We start from the raw sequence: 21,244 nt of genomic DNA on the forward strand, positions 1-21,244 counted from the left end.
CGCCAAGCCCCACCCCCAGTCCCGGGGAGGAGCCGGAGCGCGCACAGCTGACGGTGTATTTCGCCTTCCAGTGTACCGGAGGCGGCGGTGTGACCCAGATCCTGGACCAGTTGGATGGGGCGGGGGTGAAAGCCCTCTTCCTGTTCCGGTCCGAGGAGCTGGAGGCCAATGAGGAAAACCTCCGCCGTATCGTGGGCTCCGGCCACGCTGTGGGCCTGAGCGTGGAGGGGACCACTCTGAGCCAGGTGGAGGAGCAGCTGGATCAGGGCGAGGCCCTGCTGGACCGGCTGGTGCGGCTCAAGACCCACACCGTCTATCTGGAGAAGGCGGGACGGGATGTGTCCTCAGCGCTGTCGGAGGAAGGCTGGGCCTGCTGGTCTCCCCAGCTGGATCAGACCGTGGATACCCGCTCAGCAGCCACCCGCAGCAATGCCTTGATGAACAGCTTTGACAGCCGTACCGGCTCGGTTCGGGTCATGCTGGATGACCGGCCCGGTACCGCCGATCTGCTGGACCGGCTGTTGCCACGGATGGAGCGGGAGAACTACCGGACCCGGCTGGCGCTGGAGACCTGGTTCTGAACCAAGGGGGCGGGCAGATGCCCGCCCCTTACCTTATATGTAATAATGTAGAGACAGGAGGAAACTGCCATGCGCAGCGTCTATCTGGACAACGGCGCCACGTCCTACCCCAAAGCCCCCGGTGTGGGGGAGGCCATGAGCGATTTTATCACCAACATCGGCTGTAACATTGCCCGGGGGGGCTATCAGCAGGCCTATGACGCCGCCGGCCGGGTGCTGGAGGTGCGGGAAAAACTCAATGCTCTGGTAAACGGCCCTGGCCCCCGCAATGTGGTCTTTACTGCCGGCGCTACCGCCGGACTCAATCTGCTGCTCAAGGGTCTGCTCCGGCCGGGGGATAAGGTGCTCACCTCCCCCATGGAGCACAATGCGGTGCTTCGTCCGCTGGAGCAGCTGAAAAAGCAGGGCGTTGTGGTGGAGTACCTGCCCTGTACGGACCGGGGTGAGCTGATCCTGGACGGACTGGCGGACAAGCTGACCCCCGACGTCCGGGCCGTCATGCTCTGTCACGGCTCCAACGTCTCGGGCACCCTCTTTCCTATTGATAAGGTGGGCCCCCTCTGCCGGGAGCGGGAGATCTTCTTTCTGGTGGACGCCGCCCAGACCCTGGGGGCCATCCCGGTGGATATGGCCGCCATGTGCATCGACGGCTTGGCCTTCCCCGGCCATAAGGGCCTGCTGGGGCCCCAGGGCATCGGCGGGGTGGTGGTGACCGACGCTCTGGCGGCGGAGCTGGACCCGCTGCTCTCCGGCGGCACCGGCAGTATGTCGGAATCTCTGGAGATGCCCGCATTCCTGCCCGACCGCTTTGAGGCGGGGACCCTCAACCTGCCCGGCATCTTTGGCCTGGGCGCCGCCCTGGACTATCTGGAGGGGGAGGGGGCGGCCCTCCGTATCCGGGAGCATAAGCTGGCGGGACACCTGTGGGCCCGGCTTATGGAGCTGGAGGAGGACGGCATCCGGGTGCTGGGTACCGACAACCCTGCCAACCGCACCGGGGTGGTGTCCATCGACTTTCTGAAGGCGGACAATGGGGAAATGGCCTTCCGGCTGGAGCAGGAGTACGGCATCCAGACCCGCTGCGGCCTTCATTGTGCCCCGGTGGCCCACCAGACCCTGGGCACCTTCCCCCAGGGGGCGGTCCGCTTCTCCGTGGGCCCCTTCACCACCTTTGAAGAGATCGACTACGTCCAGGGAGCGGTATACGAGCTGCTGCTGGACTAACCCGCACCCCGTTCCTTTCCTCCGCCGGTACAGCCTGGCCGGAAGATTACGCTTGTGTTACAAAAGCGCCGGGGGTGTTGACGGAACGGATTTGATGGATTATCATTATGCCAGACTCATGGAGAGGATGTCCCCTCCTCATGGTCAAATAAAATAAGGAGGAATTCCAAATGAGAAACCTCAAGAGGACTCTCAGCCTGGCTCTGGCCGCTGTTATGCTGATGGGCATGATGGTCGTGGGCGCCGGCGCTGCGAGCAAGGATTTCACTGACGCCAGTGAGATCAAGAATGTTGAGGCTGTCGACGTTATGGTCGCTCTGGGCGTGCTCGAGGGCGGCGATAAGGGCGACTTCCAGCCCAACTCCATCCTGACCCGTGAGCAGGCTGCCAAGATCATCTGCTACCTGCTGCTGGGCACCGAGTCCGCTGAAAAGCTGACCACCAACTCCGCCGTGTTCTCCGACGTGGCTGCCGACCGTTGGTCCGCTCCCTACATCGGCTACTGCGTGAACATGGGCATCCTGGCCGGCGACGGCAACGGTCACTTCTTCCCCGAGGGCAAGCTGACCGGCGCTGCTTTCGCCAAGATGCTGCTGGTTGCTCTGGGCTACGACGCTTCCATCGAGAAGTATGTGGGCAATGACTGGATGATCAACGTGGCTGCTGACGCCATCGAGGCCGGTATCTCCCCCTCCGGCGTTGTGCTGTCCGATGAGCTGTCCCGTCAGGACGCTGCTCAGATGGCTTTCCAGACCCTGACCGCCAATGTGGTGAAGTACGACAACAAGGGCGCTGACATCAACTTCGGCGGCGGCAACTCCGTCAACATCGGCGCTTCTTCTGCTACTCCTGTCACCGCCACTAACAACGTTAACTACAACAAGGTTACCGGTGCTACCGATGACAAGGTGCTGCAGTTCTGCGAGAAGTACTTCCCCGACCTGACTAAGGTTGATGGCGCTGACGACGACTTCGGCCGTCCCGCCGACTATATGTGGAAGCTGAACAACGATGACGTGTACACCGCTGCTCAGAAGGCTTCTGTTGTCTTCACTGCTGATACCTCTCTGGACGATGTGGCCAAGGCCATTAAGGGCTACACCTTTGACGGTGTGAAGGTTGTTGACAAGACCACCAAGGATACCGACGGTGCTACCATCGGTAACCTGACTGTCGGCAGCAACGAGGCTATTGCCCAGGCCGTGAAGGACGAGACTGCCAATGGCCGTCTGGTCGAGATCTTTGCCAACGACAACAAGGTTGTTGGGGATGTTGTTATCGTCACCTACACTGTGGGCGAGGTCACCAAGGTTACCACCAACAAGGATGGCGACGTGACCTACACCATCAGCAACGGCGCTGGCGCTAAGGTAAACTACGCCGATCCTGACAAGACCGACACCATTGTGCTGAATGGTGAGGTTGCTGTGGACGATGTTGTTACCTTTACCCTGCAGAACAACAAGCTCTATGTTTACACCACCACCTCCTTCAATGGTGCTCAGTCTGCTTACAACACCAGCAAGAACACCATCACTGTTGAGGGCGAGACCTACACCGTGGCTACCGGCGTAAAGAAGAACGCCAGCAGCTACCTGTCCATCTCCGACTTCGGCAACAGCAATAAGGCTGACAACATCTACTATGTGGATCAGTATGGCTATGTTGTGAAGTCCACCGCTCGCGCTGCTTCTACCGACTACGCTTACATCGTGAGCGCTTACGGTAGCCTGGATACCAGCATCGATGGCTCCACCCCCTACATCGAGGTGCGTGCTGTCCTGGCTGACGGCACCGTGAGCGTGTACCAGGTCGCTACTGAGAAGAAGAGCGGCAACTGGTACCTGAAGGGCACCAACCAGCCGATCACTGTTACTGACAGCAGCACTGTTCAGGACTTTGCTGACGGCCTGAAGTCCACCGGCGTCTATGGCTACACCCTGGACGGCAACGTCATGACCCTGGAGCCTCTGGGCACCACTCTGGCTGACGGCAGCACCACTCTGGTGAGCCACAGCACCAACAACATCAGCAAGAATAACACCTCCGTGGTCAGCAGCGGCAAGACCGTCCTGCTGAACAAGGATGTCACCATCGTGATCTATGATGACGACGCCAAGACCGCCAAGGTCGTTACCGGCACCTCCAACCTGGGCTCCACCAATCTGGACAGCTACAAGGCTGTTGTGTCCGGTAGCTCCAGCACCGTGGGCACCGCCAGCATCGTGTTTGACACCGTGACCAACGGCGTCGTGGCCGAGTCCAGCAACTATGCCTTCATTGACGCTTCCAAGTACAGCACCATCCTGGATGGCAACACTGAGAAGTACGTCTACACCGGCTATCTGGCTGACGGCAGCACCATCGATCTGACCGCCACCTCCACGCTGACTCCCGCTACTGAGCGCAGCTCCACCGTTGGCCTGTACAAGTACACCAGCGAGAACACTGTTTCCAACAATGATCTGCTGCGTCAGCAGGACAACAGTGGTACCATCCGGAACATCAAGTACGGCTATGGTCGTCTGACCGTGACCGGCAATATGCTGACCATGGATGACACCACCTACTACGATATGTCCAATGCTTCCGTCGTTTACGTTGATTCCGACCTGAGCGATGTGAACGGCAACGTTGGCTTCTTCGTGCTGAAGACCGACAACGGCAATGTGACCAGCGACGTGGAGACCATCTTCGTCTTCCGCTAATTGCAAAGCAAAATTTGCATAAACAAAAGGGTTCCTCCGGCTATGCCGGAGGAACCCTTTTTTAACGTATTGCAGTATACCGGACTATTTTACCTGTAGTATTGTTATACGACGCATTTTTTACCTCTAGTGTATCATCCTTTAGCAGCAGATTATATCCCAGTCCTCCGCCGCAACCGCCGGAAGCCACATAACGGTTGTCCTCCTCTGTAATAATAGACAGCATATAGTTATCGTATGGACCAGAACAATAATGGCCAAATACAATTACAAATTTTGGAGAAAAGGGCAGCTGGATTGTTCTGTCATTGGTGCCGTCACCCACATAACTGCCCTGTGCGATCCGCTCTACAGCCAGCCCGCCCAGCGCCTCGTCGATCTTCTGAAAGTCCTCGTTGAAGTCTGTCCGCAGGAAGGGGTCCGACCCTTCCCACTGATGCAGCTGATAATGTTCCGTATAGTTTGCCATAAACATTCCTCCTTATTTTTCATTTGCGGGGCAAAAGCGTTCCTGTCCCAGTCCCCACCGATACCAAAACAAGGCTTCTTTGTTGCACACCGGGAAAACAGCGTCGGTAATCTGCCGCCGCCTTTGTCAGTCAGTACAAAGGCACTCGAACTGGAGTTATTTTCTGAAAACCGGCGTAGATGTATCACTTACAAGAAAAAAAAGCATTTTTCGGCCATGCAACAAAAGCCCTCTGTCCGGGTTTGGACGGAGGGCTTTCAGCTTGAAAGAAAAACTAGGAGGAATGCGTATGGCAAACTATACGGAACATTATCATCTGCACCAGTGGGAAGGGTCGGACCCCTTCCTGCGGACGGACTTCAACGACGATTTCAAGAAGATTGACACGGCGCTAGGTAGAATACCCCAAATTGTGGTTGGCACCTATGCGGGCACAGAAAATGTTCTAACTCCCACAACAGTCAACTTAGGCTTTCAGCCTTCCCTAGTAATCATCACCCAAGTAAACGCTTGGGAGCCTACCAGAAGTATTATGCTCTCGACGGACAACCCGCTAATGCACAACAACAAGGCGCTGGCTGAAATTACAGACACGGGTTTTTTGGTGGGAAGTGCATATTTCAATGGTTCATCCTTTATTACGCCCCATCTCAATGCGAAACTCCGCTACTGCTACATCGCATTTTCCTAAAAAAAGGGTTCCCCGCTAAATAGCGGGGAACCCTTTTTTGATTGAAATCAACGAGGTGAAGTAAATTACTTCATTACCACATAGATGGTGTTAATTTCCTTAGCGGTAGTGGTGTTATCCACTTCCTTCACATAGATGGCCTTGTAATCAGCAGTGTTGGTGCCGATGTCCAGACCGTCCACAGTGCCCTCGGTGACGTTGCCGTCAGCATCGATGACATAGACAGTCTCAGAGCCGTCATAGGTGTAGGTGGTGTTGTTAATAACAACCACGCCGTCCTTGGCGTCCTTGGAGCCGGTCAGGGTGGTGTAGGCGTAGAAGTCATCACCGGAGCCAGCGGCAGTGGCCTGCTTCACAATGCTGGTAGCCACATTGTCATCGTTCACGGCAGTGACCTTGTACAGGCCCACAGCCAGAGCGGAGGCAGCAGAGTCGTTGGTGCTGTCGGTAGCCAGGGTGCCCTTCTCGCCGTTGATGATGGCGTTGTAGTAGTAGACGGTGTTGTCGTCCACCAGGGCGGTGGTGTACTTGGTGCTAGTGATGTACACGATGTCACCCTGCTCAGAGTTGCTGGTGAGGTTGTTGCCGGCGGCAGTGGCATCAATGTAGACAAACTCCACAGTGCCGCTGCCGTTCTTGGCGTAGTCCACGGTCACACCGGTGGAACCAGCGGTGATGGTGGGAACAGCCTTGAAGCCGGTGTAGGTAGCATACAGGGTGTCGGAACCGCTCTTATACTTCACAACAAAGACGGTGCTGTTGTTGGTAGTAATGTCGGTGGCCAGGTTCACATCGGGGTTGCCCTTCTCGGTCACGGTAGCGTTAGACACAGGCTCCTTAGCAACGCTCTTGCCACCAGAGGTGGGCACAGCGGTCAGCTCATACTTGCCGTCCTTCACGGTGTAGGTGTAAACGATGCCGGCCAGCTTAGCAGCCTCAGTGCCATTGGAAGTAGTCTCCACGGAGCCGGTCTTATCGGTGCCGCTCTCATCCTTAACGGACTTGACGGTAACGACCTCGCGGCTGCCGTCGGCAAAGATCAGCTCAGCCTCGATGCTGTCGGACAGGCCGTTGACCTTGGCGATGGCGTTGATGACAGTATACTTGGTCTCGGAGGCAACAGCGTCGCTGTAAACAACCAGACCGAACTGGTCAACATAGTAGTTGGCGTCGTCGCTGCTGTTGGGGAAGTTGTTGGCAGTGCCATCCACGTCCACCTGCTGGTTGTTGAGCTTGTCGTAGGAGAAGGTGGAAACGTCATAGGTAGTACCAGAGACAGTGATGGTCTCCTTGTCCTCGTTGAAGGCGCTCTGAGCACCAACCACCTTAGTGGTGGGGTACACATAGGTCTGGCCATCGCGAGTGACATAGGTCACGATGTCGTCCTTGGCAACCTCGCCGTTCAGAATGATCTCGTCGGTCTTATCCTCGTTAGCATAAGCGGTGTAGGTACCAACGTTCTTCAGCTGATAGCTCACATCACCATCCTTGTTGGTGGTGACCTTGGTGACCTGGGTTACACCGTACTGCACGCAAACGATAGCGGTGATCTCCTTGTCGCTGTTGGCATAGAACTCAACCAGACGGCCATTCTGGGTATATTCAGCAAGACGCGCAGCTACAGTCTGATTAGCCGCATTGGTAGAAATAGCATAGTTGGTGGAAGTTCCGTCGTAAGTGTTGTGGTCAAGAATTTTGCCAGAGGTGGCATTGGTCAGAGCGGTACCGCTGGTAGTGATCTTATTGCTGTTGTCAACCTTATAGGTGACGTCGTCGTTCTCGCCAGCAGTATTCTGGTCATTCACCAGCTTATAGCCCTTCAGAGCGGCAGCCACATCGTCGGCGGAGGCAGCCTTGTTGAAGGTGGCAACAGGAGCAGCAGAGGCAGTGTAAACCTCGTTGCTCTTCAGCTCCCAAGCATAGTCGGCGGGACGGCCGAAGTCATCGGCGGTGGCAGACTCCTTGGTCAGGTCGGAGAAGTACTTCTCGCAGAACTGCATCACATTGTCGGTAGCCTTGGTGTTATCATAGTTGGAAGTGGTGTTGGCAACAGCGCTGGCAGAGGAAGCGCCCACGATGACCTGCATACCGTCGGAACCGATGACGGTAGTGCCCTTGTTGTCATACTTCACAACAGTGGCAGTCAGGGTCTGGAAGGCCATCTGAGCAGCGTCCTGACGGGACAGCTCGTCGGTCAGCACCACGCCCTTGGGGGAGATGCCAGCCTCGATGGCGTCAGCGGCCACGTTAATGGTCCAGCTGTTGCCCACATACTCCTCGATGGCGGGATCATAGCCCAGAGCAACCAGCAGCATCTTGGCGAAGGCAGCGCCGGTCAGCTTGCCCTCGGGGAAGAAGTTGCCCTGGCCGTCGCCGGCCAGAATGCCCAGGTTCACGCAGTAGCCGATGTAGGGAGCAGACCAACGGTCAGCAGCCACGTCGTTGAACACGGCGGAGTTGGTGCTCAGCTTCTCGGCGGAGTCCTCACCCAGCAGCATATAGCAGATGATCTTAGCAGCCTGCTCACGGGTCAGGATGGAGTTGGGCTGGAAGTCGCCCTTATCGCCGCCCTCGAGAATACCGAGCGCGACCATAACGTCGACAGCCTCAACGTTCTTGATCTCACTGGCATCAGTGAAATCCTTGCTCGCAGCGCCGGCGCCCACGACCATCATGCCCATCAGCATAACAGCGGCCAGAGCCAGGCTGAGAGTCCTCTTGAGGTTTCTCATTTGGAATTCCTCCTTATTTGATTTGACCATGAGGAGGGGACAAATTATTTGAAAATCCGCAATCCATTGTGGCACAGTCGGTTAAAGAAATAGAAATGGCGACAGGTATCCTCCAGGTAGCCAAAATGAGGGGAAAAAGAAAAGTGAAACGGTCAGTACAGGACTGTTGACGGCTGAAACGATCCCTGACAAAATACAAGATACGACACTGTTCGACCATCATAGGGTGCACTGAGGAGGAGTTGGAATGGCAAGAAAGACGATCAAAAAGAACCTGGCGTATGACGATCAAAAGCAGCTGTACTACGTCTGCTTCAATTACGGCACCAATGCCGATGGACACCGGGACCGAAGAGTACGCACCTTTACCGATCTGGCAGAAGCGGAACTGGCCCTGGAACAGTTCCAAAAGGGGCTGGGCGGAAGGGTGCTCTGTGATTCCAGCCGCCTGACCCTGGCGGAGTGGCTGGAGTACTGGCTGGAGGAGGTCATTGCCCCCAATCGGGCCTATACCACCTATTACTGCTATCGAGCACTCATCAAAAACCACATCGTTCCCGCATTGGGCCGCATCCGCCTGCGGCAGCTGGAGCCGTGGCACATCCAGAAATATTACGCCGAAAAAATGCGGGAGGGCCGTCTGGACTCCAACAGCGTCCACAAGCACCACATCCTGCTCCACACCGCCCTCCAGCTGGCCTTCCGGCAGAAGATCCTGCGGGAGAATCCGGTGGAGCGGGTGGAGGCCCCCAGAGAGCACCCCACCCGGCAGTTCTACTACACCCCGGAACAGCTGCGGGATCTCTTCCGGGAGGTGGAGGGCTCCTGGCTGGAGCTGGTGGTCAAGTTGGGGGCCTACCTGGGCCTGCGGCGGGGGGAGATCTGCGGTTTGCGGTGGACTGACGTGGATTTTGAGCACTATGTGATCCGCATCCGGGTCACACGCACCACTGCGGGAGATCAGGTGGTGGAAAAGGAACCCAAGACCCGCAATTCCATCCGCACCCTGGGCATCGCCGGACTGGAGGACCTGACCAATCTGCTCCACAGCATCCGGCAGGAGCAGGCAGAGCGGGCGGCCACCCAGCCGGACTATGTGGACAGCGGCTATGTACTGACCGACGACAAGGGAGAGCCCAGGCACCCCAATATGGTGACCTGGTCTTTCCGCACCTTTGTGGAGCGGCACGGCCTGCCGCCCATCACGGTACATGGCCTGCGACATACCTTTGCCAGCCTGGCCAACAGCGCCCGCATTCCTTTGGTGGACATCGGCAAAGCCCTGGGACACAAGGATGTGTCCATCACCGGTCGGATCTATACCCACATTTTTGACCAGACCCACCAGGAGGTGCTCAACACGGTAGCCGCCCGCATCGCGGCAGGCTAAATTGGGCTTGACAAACTCATTGCATAAGCATATGATTAGAAAAAAGATAAAAGTTTAGGAGGTGCCCCATGACCCAGCGGGAACGGCAGATCCTGAAATGGATCGAAGAAAACCCCCTGATCTCCCAGCAGGAGCTGGCGGAAAAGGCCGGTATCACCCGGTCGTCGGCGGCGGTGCATATCTCCAACCTGATGAAGCAGGGACATATCGCCGGAAAGGGCTACATCGTCCGCACTGCTCCTTACGCGGTGGTGGTGGGAGGAGTGAACCTGGACATTGGCGGCCGGTCCTTCGGCAAGCTGGTGCCGGCGGACTCCAACCCCGGACAGGTGCGAACCAGTCTGGGAGGCGTAGGCCGCAACATTGCCCACAACATGGCGCTGCTGGGGATGGATGTGCGGCTGCTCACCGCTTTCGGGGACGATATGAACGCCCAGCGCATTGCTGCCAGCTGCGGGGAGCTGGGCATCGACATCAGCCAGTGTCTGACGGTGCCTGGCGGAGCCACCTCCACCTATCTCTTCATCGCCGACCAGCGGGGGGATATGGCCCTGGCAGTGAGCGATATGGAGATCTATGAGCATATGACCCCGGCCTTTCTGGCCGGGCGGAGCCGCCTGCTGCAAAACGCCCAGCTGGTGGTGGTGGATACCAATATTCCGGCTCAGTCCATTGCCTGGCTGGCGGACAACCTGCATCTGCCCATCTTTGCCGATCCGGTATCTACCGCCAAGGCGGAGAAGCTGCGGCCGGTGCTGGGCAAGCTCCACACCCTCAAGCCCAACCGGATGGAGGCAGAACTGCTTTCCGGGGTGACCATCACCGACGAGGCCAGCCTGAACCGGGCGGCTGACGTCCTGCTGGACACCGGCCTGCGGCGGGTATTCATCAGCCTGGGCGGGGAGGGCGTGCTGGCCGCCGACCACAACGGGCGGGTTCATGTGCCCTGCTGTCCCGGTCAGATGGTGAACACCACCGGCTGCGGCGACGCAGGGATGGCGGCCATTGCCTGGGCCTACCTGGAAGGTACCGATCTGGAGGGCATTGCCAAAGCCGCCATGGCAGCGGGAGCCATCGCCATGGAGAGCGCCGAGACCATTAACCCGGCTATGAGCGCCCGACTGCTCAGAGACCGGATGGAAGCATAAGCATAAAAACAACTGATTTCATATGGAGGTAATTGCAATGAATCTGAACAAGTATCTGGACGTAGCCCCTGAAGTAGCCCAGGCCGTGGCTGAGGGCAAGCCTGTGGTGGCCCTGGAGTCTACCATCATCTCCCACGGTATGCCCTATCCCCAGAATGTGGAGACTGCTCTCAAGGTGGAGCAGATCATCCGGGACAACGGCGCGGTGCCCGCCACCATTGCCATCCTGGGCGGCCGCCTGAAGGCCGGTCTTACCGCAGAGGAGATCGAGTACCTGGGCAAGCAGGGCCAGGCTGTGACCAAGGCCAGCCGCCGTGACCTAGCTGTGCTGGTGGCTCGCAAGGCCGACGGCGCCACCACCGTTACCACCACCATGATGATCGCCCACATGGCTGGCATCAAGATCTTCGCCACCGGCGGCATCGGCGGCGTCCACCGGGGCGCCGAGACCACCATGGACATCTCCGCCGACCTGGAGGAGCTGGCTTCCACCCCCGTGATGGTGGTGTGCGCCGGCGCCAAGTCCATCCTGGACCTGGGCCTGACTCTGGAGTACCTGGAGACCCACGGTGTGCCCGTCATCGGCTACGGCACCAAGGAGCTGCCCGCATTCTACACCCGCAAGAGCGGCTTCGAGGTGGACTACCGCATGGACACCCCCGCGGAGATCGCCGCCACTTTCCACGCTTCCCAGGAGCTGGGCCTGAAGGGCGGTATGCTGGTGACCAACCCCATCCCCGAGGAGTTTGCCATGGACCACGACGTCATCAACAAGGCCATCGACGAGGCCATTGAGCAGGCCAAGGAGCAGGGCATCCACGGTAAGGCCACCACCCCTTTCCTGCTGGCCAAGGTGAAGGAACTCACCGGCGGCGACAGCCTGGATTCCAACATCCAGCTGGTATTCAACAACGCCCGTCTGGCTGCCCGCACCGCCGCCGAGCTGTGCGCCATGGGCTGAGTTTTCCCTTTCTTTCACGCAAAAGAACGCCGCATATGCGGCGTTCTTTTTTGCTTCAAGAAAAGGAATTGTAACAATATTTCTTTTTGTTTACATTCACCTGCCATGCGTTGAATCCGCCTCTGCCTGGACGTATAATAAACAAAACGACAATACTTGGACCAGATTACCGGCCTTATGCCGGAGGAACGTGCCCCATGTGGGAGAAAAGAGGCGATCTTAATGGCACGGAAATCCATATTGTTTCGCCGGCTGGGTGCGGCGCTGCTGGCGCTGCTGCTTCTGCCGGCTACGGTCGCCTGGGCTGCGGAACCTGCACCTGCTGAGGCGGCGCCTGCCCTGGCGATCTATACCACAGGAGATATGGCGGGCCGGGTAGGAGAGACCGATCCCATGACCGGACAAACGGAAGAAAACAGCTATTTGAAGGTAGCTTCCGCCATGGCGGAGGAGCGTCAGACCGTGAAGAGCGCGCTGCTGCTGGACAGCGGGGATGCGGTGGCCAATACCCTGGTCAGCGGCAGTGCCGCCGACACCGCTTTGGCTCTGCGTACCATTGGCTATGATGGACTCATCCCCAGCGTGGAGGAGTTCCGGCTGGGGCAGGGCCACCGGGCCGCCTTTTTCCGGGATTTGACCGAAGAAAACGGCCAGGGTACGCCGGTGAAACTGATCTCCGCCGACTGGATGGACGGGGAGAGCGGACAGAACGCTGCCCAGCCCTACCACATCTATACCCGCCAGCTGGAGGGCAAGGAGATCCGGATCGCAGTGGTTGGCCTGGGCACTTTGGAGGTGCCCCAGTCTCTGCCCTCTTATTATTATAGTGACAGCCAGTTCGGCCATACGGACAACACCGGCATGAGCTATGCCTGGGAGTGGAACCACTGGATCTGGCCCCAGCTGGAGCAGCAGAATTGCGACCTGGTAGTGGTATGCTGCCACGCAGACCAGGAGACGCTGGAGGAGTTTGCCGCCCAAACCGCAGGGATTGACCTGCTGGTGAGCGGCCACGGCCAGGCGGATATGGGCACTTTGGAGAATCGGGATGGCCAGATGGTGTCCTGGGTCAGCAGCGGCGGAACCACCCTGACCCGTACCGAGGTGATTCTCTCTGACAACGGTACTCCTGTGATCGGCGAGAGCCAGCTGCTGAGACTGAGCGACTATGAAAATGATCCGGCGCTGGCCCAAGCCACGGCCGGCGGCCAGAAGGCCCAGCAGGCCCGCGCCGAGCAGCGCGCAGGGACCCTGTCCGGCAACTGGACGGAGACAGCTGCCAGTGCTACCCGGCAGACCCAGGCGGCTGATCTGGTTGCCCGGGCTATGCTGTGGACCTCAGGGGCGGATGCGGCCCTGATTACCAACGGAAGCCTTGGATATCTGCCGGAGCAGAGCAGCAGCGGCAGCGGAGCCCGTGCCCTGAGCCTGAGGGACTGTGCTACCCTGGCCAGCGGAGACAGCCCGGTGGTGATGGTGGAACTGACCGGTGCCCAGCTGGAGGCATGGCTGGAGGTCTGTGCCGGGCGGTACCAGGTGGATGAGAGCGGTCGGGTGACCGGTGGGCAGGACGCCGATTTCCTGTATGGCATGGACTATGAGCTTTATGTAGGCGGCCAGCCTGGCCAGCGGGTGGTCAATCTGACCTGGCAGGGCCAGCCGGTTGAGGAGGATCGCACCTATCGTGTGATTCTGGAGGAGTCGCATCTGTATGACGACGAGTTCCCCTCCTGCACCATTTTGTGGTCCGCCGCAGCCGATATGCAGTATGCTGCCACCGGCGGAACAATGGCCTCCCTTCTGACCGCGTTTACTTCCCGTTCCGGGGCTGTTGTACCTCAGCGGGAGAGCACCTGGGCGGTATACGCCGGTGCTGTGGACAGTCCCATGACCCGGTTGGGTTTTGTGGAGATGCTCTATGAGGTGGCAGGCCGGCCCAAGCCCGGGGCCAATGTGGCCTTTGCGGATGTGACGGGCAGCGATGCGGTGGTTTGGGCCGCGGAAAAGCGCATCGTCAGCGGAGACGGCAAGGGTATGTTCCTGCCCCAGATGGAAGTGACACGGGAGCAGGCGGCAGCCATGCTCTATAACTACGCCAGAGCGGAAGGGCTGGACCTGACCGCCGATGGCTCGGCTGTCAACGCCCTGTCCGACCGGGCTTCTGTCTCCGGCTGGGCGGTGACGGCGGTGGATTTCTGCCTCCGCAACGGTCTGCTGGAGCCGGTGAACGGCCAGTTCCAACCCTCTGCCACCATGACCCGGGCGGAGGTCCAGCGGACCATGGAAGTTTTAAAAACATTGGATTGAACCTGTTTATAGGAAAACGGACGTCCTGCGGGACGTCCGTTTTTCTTTCATAAAACGGTAAGAGGGCGTTTAGAAATTTTTAAGATGATCCTGATACACTATCTTCAGAAGCAAAGGAGGCATACAGATGGAGCAGATTCTGAAGGTAGAAGGACTGTGCCGGGATTATGGCAGAGGAACGGTCACCCATGCGGTAGACCATGTGGATTTTTCGGTGGAAAAGGGGGAATTTGTAGGCATCATGGGCCCGTCAGGCAGCGGAAAGACCACCCTGCTCAACTGCATTTCCACCATTGATACCCCTACGGCGGGCCACATCTGGGTGGAGGGGAAAGACATTACCTCGCTGAAACAGAAGCAGCTCTCCCAATTCCGCCGGGAGCGGCTGGGCTTTGTGTTCCAGGACTGCAACCTGCTGGACACCCTCACCGCCTTTGAAAATATCGCCCTGGCCCTCACCATCCGCAAAACCCCGCCTCAGAAGGTGGAGCGTCTGGTGCAGGAGACCGCCCAGCTGCTGGAGATCACCGACTGCCTGAACAAATACCCCTATCAGATGTCGGGGGGCCAGCAGCAGCGCACCGCCGCCGCCCGGGCCATTGTGACCCGGCCAGCCCTGATCCTGGCCGACGAGCCTACCGGTGCTCTGGACTCCAAGTCCGCCCGGCTGCTGCTGGAGCGGTTCGAGGTGATGAACGAACTGTGTGAGGCTACCATCCTGATGGTCACCCACGACGCCTTTACCGCCAGCTACTGTCATCGCATCCTCTTCCTGCGGGACGGGGCGGTGTTTGCACAGCTGGAGCGGGGGGATCTGGACCGCAGAGACTTTTTCCGGCGAATCATCGGCGTGGTGACTGAGCTGGGAGGTGACCAGAACGATGTTCTCTAAGCTGGCTGTCAAGAATGTAGGGCGCAGCTTCCGGGACTACGGGGTGTACTTCCTGACCGTGGCCTTCGGCGTGTGCCTGTTTTATGTGTTCAACGCTCTGGAGACCCAGAGTGTGATCCGCTATCTGGCCCAGCACCCCCGGGCCAACATTGTGGGAGCTATTCAGCAGCTCATCGGCATCCTGTCGGTTTTTGTGTGGGTGGTACTGGCCTTCCTCATCCTGTACGCCTCCGGTTTTCTGGTCCGCCGCCGGTCCCGGGAGCTGGGCACCTACCTGATGCTTGGCATGGAGCGCTGGCAGGTGGCCCGGCTGCTGCTGGCGGAGACCGCCGTCATTGCCCTGACGGCGCTGGCGGTGGGGCTGGCGCTGGGTGTGGTGCTCTCCCAGGCCCTGTCCCTCTTTACCGCGGGGTTGTTTGCGGTGCCCATGACCTATTTTGCCTTTTCCATCTCTCTCCCTGCTATCGGCAAGACGGTGCTGGCCTTTGCGGCTATCTTCCTGCTGGTGATGTTCTACCACGCATTTACCATATCCCGGCGGAAGCTCATCGACCTGTTGCGGGCCCGGCGGGTCAATCAGGAACTGAAGGTGCGCAGCCTGGGCGTCTCGGTGGTGCTCTTTCTCGTGGGCTGCGTTTTGCTGGCCGTGGCCTACACCATGCTGCTGACCCGGGGCCTGCTGCGGGTGGACGAACTGTTCTGGGTAATGATCGGGCTGGGCAGCCTGGGTACCCTGCTGTTCTTCCGGGCCTTGTCCGGTTTCCTGCTGCGTCTGTGCCAGACCAGCAAGAAGCTCTATTATAAAAATCTGAATTTGTTCATCCTGCGGCAGTTCAACGCCAATATCAATACCACCTACCGGTCCATGACGGTGATCTGCCTCATGCTGCTGCTGGCCATCGGCATCACCGCCACCTCTGTAGGACTGAACAACACCGTCTCTCAGATGGCGGACCAGACCGTGCCCCAGGATGTGGAATTGTCTGTCTGGCCGGAGGAGGATGGGGGGACCATGGATCTGCCCGCACTGCTGACGGCGGAGGGCTTTGACCCGGAGCAGCAGTGCAGCCGCTGGATCACCTTCCCTATGTATCAGGACGAGAACGGGCGCTCCTATCTGCTCCAGACGGACTATGATGCCTATGCGGCTGCCTGGGGGAAGGAAAAGGCCGACGCTTTTGTGGAGGACTGGCGTATCCAGATGGTGTCCCAGGAAACAGAGGAGCTGTCTGTGTCCCGCTGGTACTTCCTGGCCGACTATGCCGGGGACAGACAGGAGGGGGAGGACGCTTTCCTGGCGGCGGTGAGCGGTCTGAAGGATACCGGTGGCTATTCCTATACCACCAAGCTGTCCACCTGGATGGACCTGATGGGTACCAAAGTGCTGGTGCTCTTCATCGGACTCTACCTGGGCGTGGTGTTCCTGGTGGCCTCGGCGGCGGTGCTGGCCCTCCAGCAGCTCAGTCAGGCTGCCGACAGCGCCCAGCGCTATCGGGTCCTCTCCCAGCTGGGGGTTTCCCGGCGGATGCGGGGCCGGTCGGTGGATATCCAGGTGTTTCTGGCCTTCTTCCTGCCGCTGGCTCTGGCTCTGGTCCATGCCGTGGTGGGCATGACCGCCGCCAATGCCGTCATTGCCGAGGTGGGCAAGGTGGATGCCGCTGCCTCCAGCGCTGTCACCGCCCTGCTGCTGGTGGCGGTGTACGGCGGCTACTTCCTGGCCACCTGCTGGGGCAGCCGACGGCTGCTCAAGGGAGGATGACCTGATTCTGCAAAAGCAAGGGCCTGCCGCAGTCTGCGGCAGGCCCTTGCGGGGTTATGGCTCGTCTGAATCGTCTCAATCCTCTGAATCCTCCGGCTCCTCGGCGGGATCGGCTTCCTCAGGGGGGTAAAAGACCTGGAGCATGGCCCGAAGCAGGACCCAGAGTGCGGAGCAGACCACCGTCTCCACAGCCAGCAGGCCCACGAAGCGGGCGGTGCTGCCGTCCAGGAAAAAATACTCCACCGCCGAGAAGAGGACCAGAAAGGCCAGCTGGGAAAAGAAAATGAGAAACTGCACCAACAGAGGGGTCTTGTAGCGGGAGAGTTTGGGGCGCAGCCGCTGGCTCAACCGGTCCCGCAGAAACTTGAGAGGCGGAAAGAATGCCACCGGGAGGGTGGAGAGCACAATGGCTCTGGCCGCCGGGTGGGACAGAAGCTGTGCCAGTTCGGCTTCCCCGCTGCTGGACGATTCCATGCCGGGCGGGTCCAGATAAGCCAGGAAGATCGGATCCATAAACTGCGCCTCCTTTTCATGGTTCTACCTCTGGCTCCATGATAGGCCGGGGCGGGAGGCAAGTCAAGATACCAGTGTGTATCTTTGGAACTTCCCGTAAAAAATGCGAAAAGCCCTTGCAATCGGTCTGCATTTGTGCTATCATTTCTCTTACGTGTAAGAGATGGCGCGGGTGTGTTGCGCCCAAATAGAGTGTATATTGCCCCGCTGACGGGGCCGAAAGGACGATGTAGCGTGGATTACACCAAGCTGATTCTGAGCATTATCGATGTGGCGGCCTGCCTGTTCCTCATCGCCGTGGTGCTGCTCCAGTCTGGCAAGAGCGCCGGCCTGTCCGGTGCCATTGCCGGTGTTGCCGACACCTTTATGGCCAAGAATAAGGCCAAGAGCTGGGACGCCAAGCTGGCCAAGATGACCAAGTGGGTGGCCATTGGATTCATGATCCTCACCTTTGTCATCTGCCTGATCTGAGAATGCGAAAAAACGCCCTTCCGGTTTCGGAAGGGCGTTTTTTGTTGCGCCTGGGGCAAAAAGGGGTATAATACAAACCAGAAACACCAGAATCAGAAAGGAACGATCTATGAAAGAGACAAAGGAATTGACCGGTATCTACCAGGCCAGCGGCCGGGGCTTCGGCTTTTTGATCCCCGAGGAGGGGGAGGACTGCTTCATTCCACCCCGGGCCAACGGCGGCGCCTGGAATGGAGATAAAGTAACGGCCTGCATCACCGAGGAGGACCCAGAGGCGGGCCGACGGGTGGCCAAGGTGGTCCAGGTGCTGGAGCGGGCCAACAAAACCGTCACCGGCGTGCTGGAGCGGCAGGACCACGCCCTCTGGCTGAAACCGGACAACGACCGCCTGCCTGGCCCCATCCAGGTATTCACCAAGCGGAAGGGGGTGCGCCCCGGCGAGCGGGCGGCTGTGGCCATGACCAGTTTCGGTGGCGGCAAGACCGCCCCCATGGGCACCCTGCGGGAGCGGTTCGGTCCCGCCGACCGGCGGGAGAGTGCTGTGGAGGCCATCCTCTACACCCATGACATTGTGCGCACCTTCCCGCCTGCCGTGCTGGCAGAGACCGAGACCATCCCCCAGGCGGTGGAACCCTCCGCTCTGGCGGGGCGGCTGGACCTGCGGAGCAAGACCATCATCACCATCGACGGGGCATCCTCCAAGGACTTTGACGACGCGGTGAGCCTGGAGAAGGACGACCAGGGCCGCTGGGTGCTGGGGGTCCACATCGCAGATGTAAGCCATTATGTGCGCCCCGGCTCCCCTCTGGACCTGGAGGCCTGGGAGCGGGGCACCTCGGTGTATTTTGCCGACCAGGTGGTGCCCATGCTGCCGGTAGAGCTGTCCAACGGCATCTGCTCCCTCAATCCCCATGTGGACCGGCTGGCTCTGTCCTGCATCATGATCATGGATGACAATGGAACGGTAGTGGACCACACCATCACCAAATCGGTGATCTGCTCCACCGAGCGGATGACCTACGAGGACTGCAACGTGCTGCTGGCGGGGGAGGACCCCGCCCTGGCGGAGCGGTACGCCCACATCCTGCCCATGCTGAAGGATATGGCCGCCCTGGCCAGGCAGCTGGAGAAGCTGCGCCGGAACCGGGGGGCCCTGGACCTGGAGACAAAAGAGAGCTATGTGATCTGCGACAGTGAGGGCAGGCCGGTGGACGTGGCCCTGCGGCAGCAGGGGGAGAGCGAGAAGCTCATCGAGTCCTTTATGCTGGCCGCCAACGAGTGCGTGGCGGAGCATTTGAACCGGCTGCACAAGCCCTGTGTCTACCGGGTCCATGAGAAGCCCTCCGACGAGAAGGGGGAGGCCCTGCGTACCATGGTGGCCCCTCTGGGCTACGACCTGAAGGGGACCGACAGCCACTCCCTCCAGAAGCTCCTGGACTGGGCCAAGGGCAGGCCGGAGGAGGGGGCGGTGTCCATGATGGTGCTGCGCTCCCTGATGAAGGCCCGGTACGACGAGGACAACCTGGGCCACTTCGGCCTGGGGGCGGAGTATTACTGCCACTTCACCTCTCCTATCCGCCGCTATCCCGACCTGATGGTCCACCGGGTGCTCACCGCCCTGCTGGACGGGACGCTGGATAAACAGGAGAAGAAGCTGACCACCGCTGTGGGGCGGGCCGCCGTCCAGTCCTCCCAGCGGGAGTTGGCCGCCCAGGAGGCCGAGCGGGAGATCGAGAAGCGCTACCTGGCCGAGTTTATGGCCGGCCACGTTGGGGAGATCTTTGCCGGTGTGGTGACTGGTGTCACCCGGTTTGGCCTCTTTGTGTCGGTGGCCGGGGGCGTGGAGGGACTGCTGCCGGTGGAGGCCCTGCCCGGCGGGCCCTGGGAGTATGACCAGGCCCATCTGCTCCTGGTGGAGCTGGGCGGCAGCGGCCGGTATACCTTCGGCATGGCCCTGGAGGTGGAGTGCGCCGCCGCCGATCCGGTGAGCGGTCAGGTGGACTTTATCCTCCCTGGCGGTACCCCTGTAGCCAAGCAGGAGCGGCGAGCGGAGAAGCCCAGAGAGGAAAAGCCTCGCCGGAAGAAGGGAGGCAACCGCCGGGCCATGCACCTGCCCAAACGGCGAAAAGGGGGCAGAAAACGATGATGAAGCGTATTCTTTCTGGGGTGTTATTGCTCTGTGTATTGGGTTTAACGGGGTGCGGCAGTCAAATGCCCGCCCCTACGCCGACGCCTACGCCTGCCGCCACCCCCAGCGCCACCCCCACACCTGCGCCCACCCCGGAGCCTACCCCCACCCCTGACCCGGTGGCGGAGGCTCTGGCGGCCATGACCACCGAAGAGAAGGTGGGCCAGCTGCTGGTGGCGGGCATCGGGGGAACTGGGGCCGGTGAGGATGGCCTTCAGGCGGTCCAGGACTACCAGGTGGGCGGCGTGATCCTCTTTGGCCGGAACGTGGAGAGCGCCGACCAGCTGGCGGACCTGACCAACGAACTGAAAGCGCTCAACGGCGACAACATCCCCCTCTTCCTGTGCGTGGATCAGGAGGGGGGACGGGTGGACCGGATGCCCCCGGAGGTGGACGACCTGCCCTCCGCCTATGACTATATCGCCGGCGGAGGCGATCCTCTGGAGCGGGGGAAGGTGCTGTCCGCCCAGTGCGCCGCATTTGGCTTCAATCTGGACTTCTCCACCTGCCTGGACATCTGGTCCAACCCGGACAACACCGTCATTGGGGACCGGGCTTACGGCAGCGACCCCGACACGGTGACCCGGGCGGGGCTGGCGGTGAACGAGGGACTGGAGCAGGGGGGTGTGATCCCGGTGGTCAAGCACTTCCCCGGCCACGGGGATACCAGCACCGACTCCCATGTAGATCTGCCGGTGGTGGACAAGACGGCGGAGCAGCTGAAGGAATTTGAGCTGATCCCCTTCCAGGCAGCCATTGACGAGGGAACCCCCTGCGTCATGGTGGCCCATATCCTCATGACCCAGATCGACCCCGATTTGCCTGCCTCCCTGTCCCCAGAGGTGGTCACCGGCCTGCTGCGGCAGGAGCTGGGCTTTGACGGGGTGGTGTGTACCGATGATCTGACCATGGGCGCCATCTCCAATACCTACGGCATGGGGGAGGCCGCCGTCATGGCGGTGGAGGCCGGGTGCGACCTGCTGCTGGTGTGCCATGAGGCGGACAATCTCACCGCCGCCCGGGACGCCCTGCTGGCGGCGGTGGACGCCGGCCGCATCTCTATGGAGCGGCTGGACGAGAGCGTCTACCGCATCCTGTCCCTGAAACAGGAGTACGGCCTTACCAACCACCTGGTGGGCCAGCCAGACATCGAGGCGCTCAATGCCCGGATCCAGGCGATCTTGCCCCAGTAACCTGTAAGAAAGGGGTA

15 protein-coding genes and 1 pseudogene are annotated in these 21,244 nt (G+C 59.8%); 13 read left to right on the forward strand and 3 right to left on the reverse strand.

The features are described 5' to 3' along the window. From B5E56_RS14575 to B5E56_RS03045, 3 genes and pseudogenes are all read left to right on the forward strand, one after another. Positions 1-581: pseudogene (locus B5E56_RS14575) on the forward strand (hypothetical protein); the annotation flags it as partial. Positions 582-650: 69 nt separating this feature from the next. Beyond that, positions 651-1,805, forward strand: a complete 1,155-nt coding sequence (locus tag B5E56_RS03040; protein WP_087388485.1) for an aminotransferase class V-fold PLP-dependent enzyme — start codon at positions 651-653, stop codon at positions 1,803-1,805. Between the two features lie 170 nt (positions 1,806-1,975). Beyond that, positions 1,976-4,513: an S-layer homology domain-containing protein gene (locus tag B5E56_RS03045; protein WP_087388487.1), complete on the forward strand. Its 2,538-nt coding sequence runs from the start codon at positions 1,976-1,978 to the stop codon at positions 4,511-4,513. 61 nt (positions 4,514-4,574) lie between these two features. Here B5E56_RS03045 and B5E56_RS03050 read toward each other — a convergent pair whose 3' ends face one another. After that, positions 4,575-4,982 (reverse strand): hypothetical protein, encoded by a 408-nt coding sequence (locus B5E56_RS03050; protein ID WP_087388489.1) that lies wholly within the window; start codon positions 4,980-4,982, stop codon positions 4,575-4,577. Between the two features lie 289 nt (positions 4,983-5,271). On the opposite strand from B5E56_RS03050, the gene B5E56_RS03055 reads away from it, so the two are divergent. Beyond that, entirely contained in the window at positions 5,272-5,673 is a 402-nt protein-coding gene (locus tag B5E56_RS03055) for a hypothetical protein (RefSeq protein ID WP_087388491.1), read from the forward strand. A 65-nt stretch (positions 5,674-5,738) separates the two neighbouring features. On the opposite strand, the gene B5E56_RS03060 is transcribed toward B5E56_RS03055, so the two are convergent. Further along, positions 5,739-8,405, reverse strand: coding sequence for an S-layer homology domain-containing protein (locus B5E56_RS03060; protein WP_158098648.1), 2,667 nt, complete (start codon positions 8,403-8,405; stop codon positions 5,739-5,741). A 247-nt stretch (positions 8,406-8,652) separates the two neighbouring features. Here B5E56_RS03060 and B5E56_RS03065 point away from each other — a divergent pair, with 247 nt between their 5' ends. The 6 genes from B5E56_RS03065 to B5E56_RS03090 all read left to right on the forward strand — a co-directional run bounded on the left by B5E56_RS03065 (position 8,653) and on the right by B5E56_RS03090 (position 16,862). Beyond that, positions 8,653-9,795 carry a tyrosine-type recombinase/integrase gene (locus tag B5E56_RS03065; protein WP_087388496.1) on the forward strand — a complete coding sequence of 381 codons (1,143 nt, stop codon included), beginning with the start codon at positions 8,653-8,655 and terminating at the stop codon, positions 9,793-9,795. Positions 9,796-9,863: 68 nt separating this feature from the next. Beyond that, positions 9,864-10,943: a PfkB family carbohydrate kinase gene (locus B5E56_RS03070; RefSeq protein ID WP_087388498.1), complete on the forward strand. Its 1,080-nt coding sequence runs from the start codon at positions 9,864-9,866 to the stop codon at positions 10,941-10,943. Between the two features lie 37 nt (positions 10,944-10,980). Beyond that, positions 10,981-11,904 carry a pseudouridine-5'-phosphate glycosidase gene (locus B5E56_RS03075; RefSeq protein WP_087388500.1) on the forward strand — a complete coding sequence of 308 codons (924 nt, stop codon included), beginning with the start codon at positions 10,981-10,983 and terminating at the stop codon, positions 11,902-11,904. Positions 11,905-12,126: 222 nt separating this feature from the next. Beyond that, positions 12,127-14,211 carry a 5'-nucleotidase C-terminal domain-containing protein gene (locus tag B5E56_RS03080; protein ID WP_158098649.1) on the forward strand — a complete coding sequence of 695 codons (2,085 nt, stop codon included), beginning with the start codon at positions 12,127-12,129 and terminating at the stop codon, positions 14,209-14,211. 127 nt (positions 14,212-14,338) lie between these two features. Beyond that, positions 14,339-15,103: an ABC transporter ATP-binding protein gene (locus B5E56_RS03085; RefSeq protein WP_087388504.1), complete on the forward strand. Its 765-nt coding sequence runs from the start codon at positions 14,339-14,341 to the stop codon at positions 15,101-15,103. Next, positions 15,093-16,862, forward strand: a complete 1,770-nt coding sequence (locus B5E56_RS03090; protein WP_087388506.1) for an ABC transporter permease — start codon at positions 15,093-15,095, stop codon at positions 16,860-16,862. The genes B5E56_RS03085 and B5E56_RS03090 overlap by 11 nt, the downstream gene beginning before the upstream one ends. Before the next feature lie 75 nt (positions 16,863-16,937). Here B5E56_RS03090 and B5E56_RS03095 read toward each other — a convergent pair whose 3' ends face one another. Next, positions 16,938-17,375: a hypothetical protein gene (locus tag B5E56_RS03095; RefSeq protein ID WP_087388508.1), complete on the reverse strand. Its 438-nt coding sequence runs from the start codon at positions 17,373-17,375 to the stop codon at positions 16,938-16,940. Positions 17,376-17,609: 234 nt separating this feature from the next. On the opposite strand from B5E56_RS03095, the gene secG reads away from it, so the two are divergent. The 3 genes from secG to nagZ all read left to right on the forward strand — a co-directional run bounded on the left by secG (position 17,610) and on the right by nagZ (position 21,227). Continuing rightward, complete coding sequence (gene secG, locus B5E56_RS03100) at positions 17,610-17,846, forward strand: preprotein translocase subunit SecG (protein ID WP_087189548.1); 237 nt, start codon at positions 17,610-17,612, stop codon at positions 17,844-17,846. Between the two features lie 91 nt (positions 17,847-17,937). Next, complete coding sequence (gene rnr, locus B5E56_RS03105; RefSeq protein WP_275532715.1) at positions 17,938-19,992, forward strand: ribonuclease R; 2,055 nt, start codon at positions 17,938-17,940, stop codon at positions 19,990-19,992. Next, positions 19,989-21,227 carry a beta-N-acetylhexosaminidase gene (nagZ, locus tag B5E56_RS03110; RefSeq protein ID WP_087388513.1) on the forward strand — a complete coding sequence of 413 codons (1,239 nt, stop codon included), beginning with the start codon at positions 19,989-19,991 and terminating at the stop codon, positions 21,225-21,227. Before rnr ends, nagZ begins: the two co-directional genes overlap by 4 nt. The last annotated feature ends 17 nt before the right edge of the window (positions 21,228-21,244 follow it).

It is taken from the genome of Flavonifractor sp. An112, assembly GCF_002161085.1.
GTDB classification, from domain to species: Bacteria; Bacillota; Clostridia; order Oscillospirales; family Oscillospiraceae; genus Flavonifractor; species Flavonifractor avicola.

Coding starts and splice junctions, on each gene's coding strand:
- B5E56_RS03040 (WP_087388485.1), top strand. CDS start 651: ATGCGCAGCGTCTATCTGGACAACGGCGCCACGTCCTACCCCAAAGCC.
- B5E56_RS03045 (WP_087388487.1), top strand. CDS start 1,976: ATGAGAAACCTCAAGAGGACTCTCAGCCTGGCTCTGGCCGCTGTTATG.
- B5E56_RS03050 (WP_087388489.1), bottom strand. CDS start 4,982: ATGGCAAACTATACGGAACATTATCAGCTGCATCAGTGGGAAGGGTCG.
- B5E56_RS03055 (WP_087388491.1), top strand. CDS start 5,272: ATGGCAAACTATACGGAACATTATCATCTGCACCAGTGGGAAGGGTCG.
- B5E56_RS03060 (WP_158098648.1), bottom strand. CDS start 8,405: ATGAGAAACCTCAAGAGGACTCTCAGCCTGGCTCTGGCCGCTGTTATG.
- B5E56_RS03065 (WP_087388496.1), top strand. CDS start 8,653: ATGGCAAGAAAGACGATCAAAAAGAACCTGGCGTATGACGATCAAAAG.
- B5E56_RS03070 (WP_087388498.1), top strand. CDS start 9,864: ATGACCCAGCGGGAACGGCAGATCCTGAAATGGATCGAAGAAAACCCC.
- B5E56_RS03075 (WP_087388500.1), top strand. CDS start 10,981: ATGAATCTGAACAAGTATCTGGACGTAGCCCCTGAAGTAGCCCAGGCC.
- B5E56_RS03080 (WP_158098649.1), top strand. CDS start 12,127: ATGGCACGGAAATCCATATTGTTTCGCCGGCTGGGTGCGGCGCTGCTG.
- B5E56_RS03085 (WP_087388504.1), top strand. CDS start 14,339: ATGGAGCAGATTCTGAAGGTAGAAGGACTGTGCCGGGATTATGGCAGA.
- B5E56_RS03090 (WP_087388506.1), top strand. CDS start 15,093: ATGTTCTCTAAGCTGGCTGTCAAGAATGTAGGGCGCAGCTTCCGGGAC.
- B5E56_RS03095 (WP_087388508.1), bottom strand. CDS start 17,375: ATGGATCCGATCTTCCTGGCTTATCTGGACCCGCCCGGCATGGAATCG.
- nagZ (WP_087388513.1), top strand. CDS start 19,989: ATGATGAAGCGTATTCTTTCTGGGGTGTTATTGCTCTGTGTATTGGGT.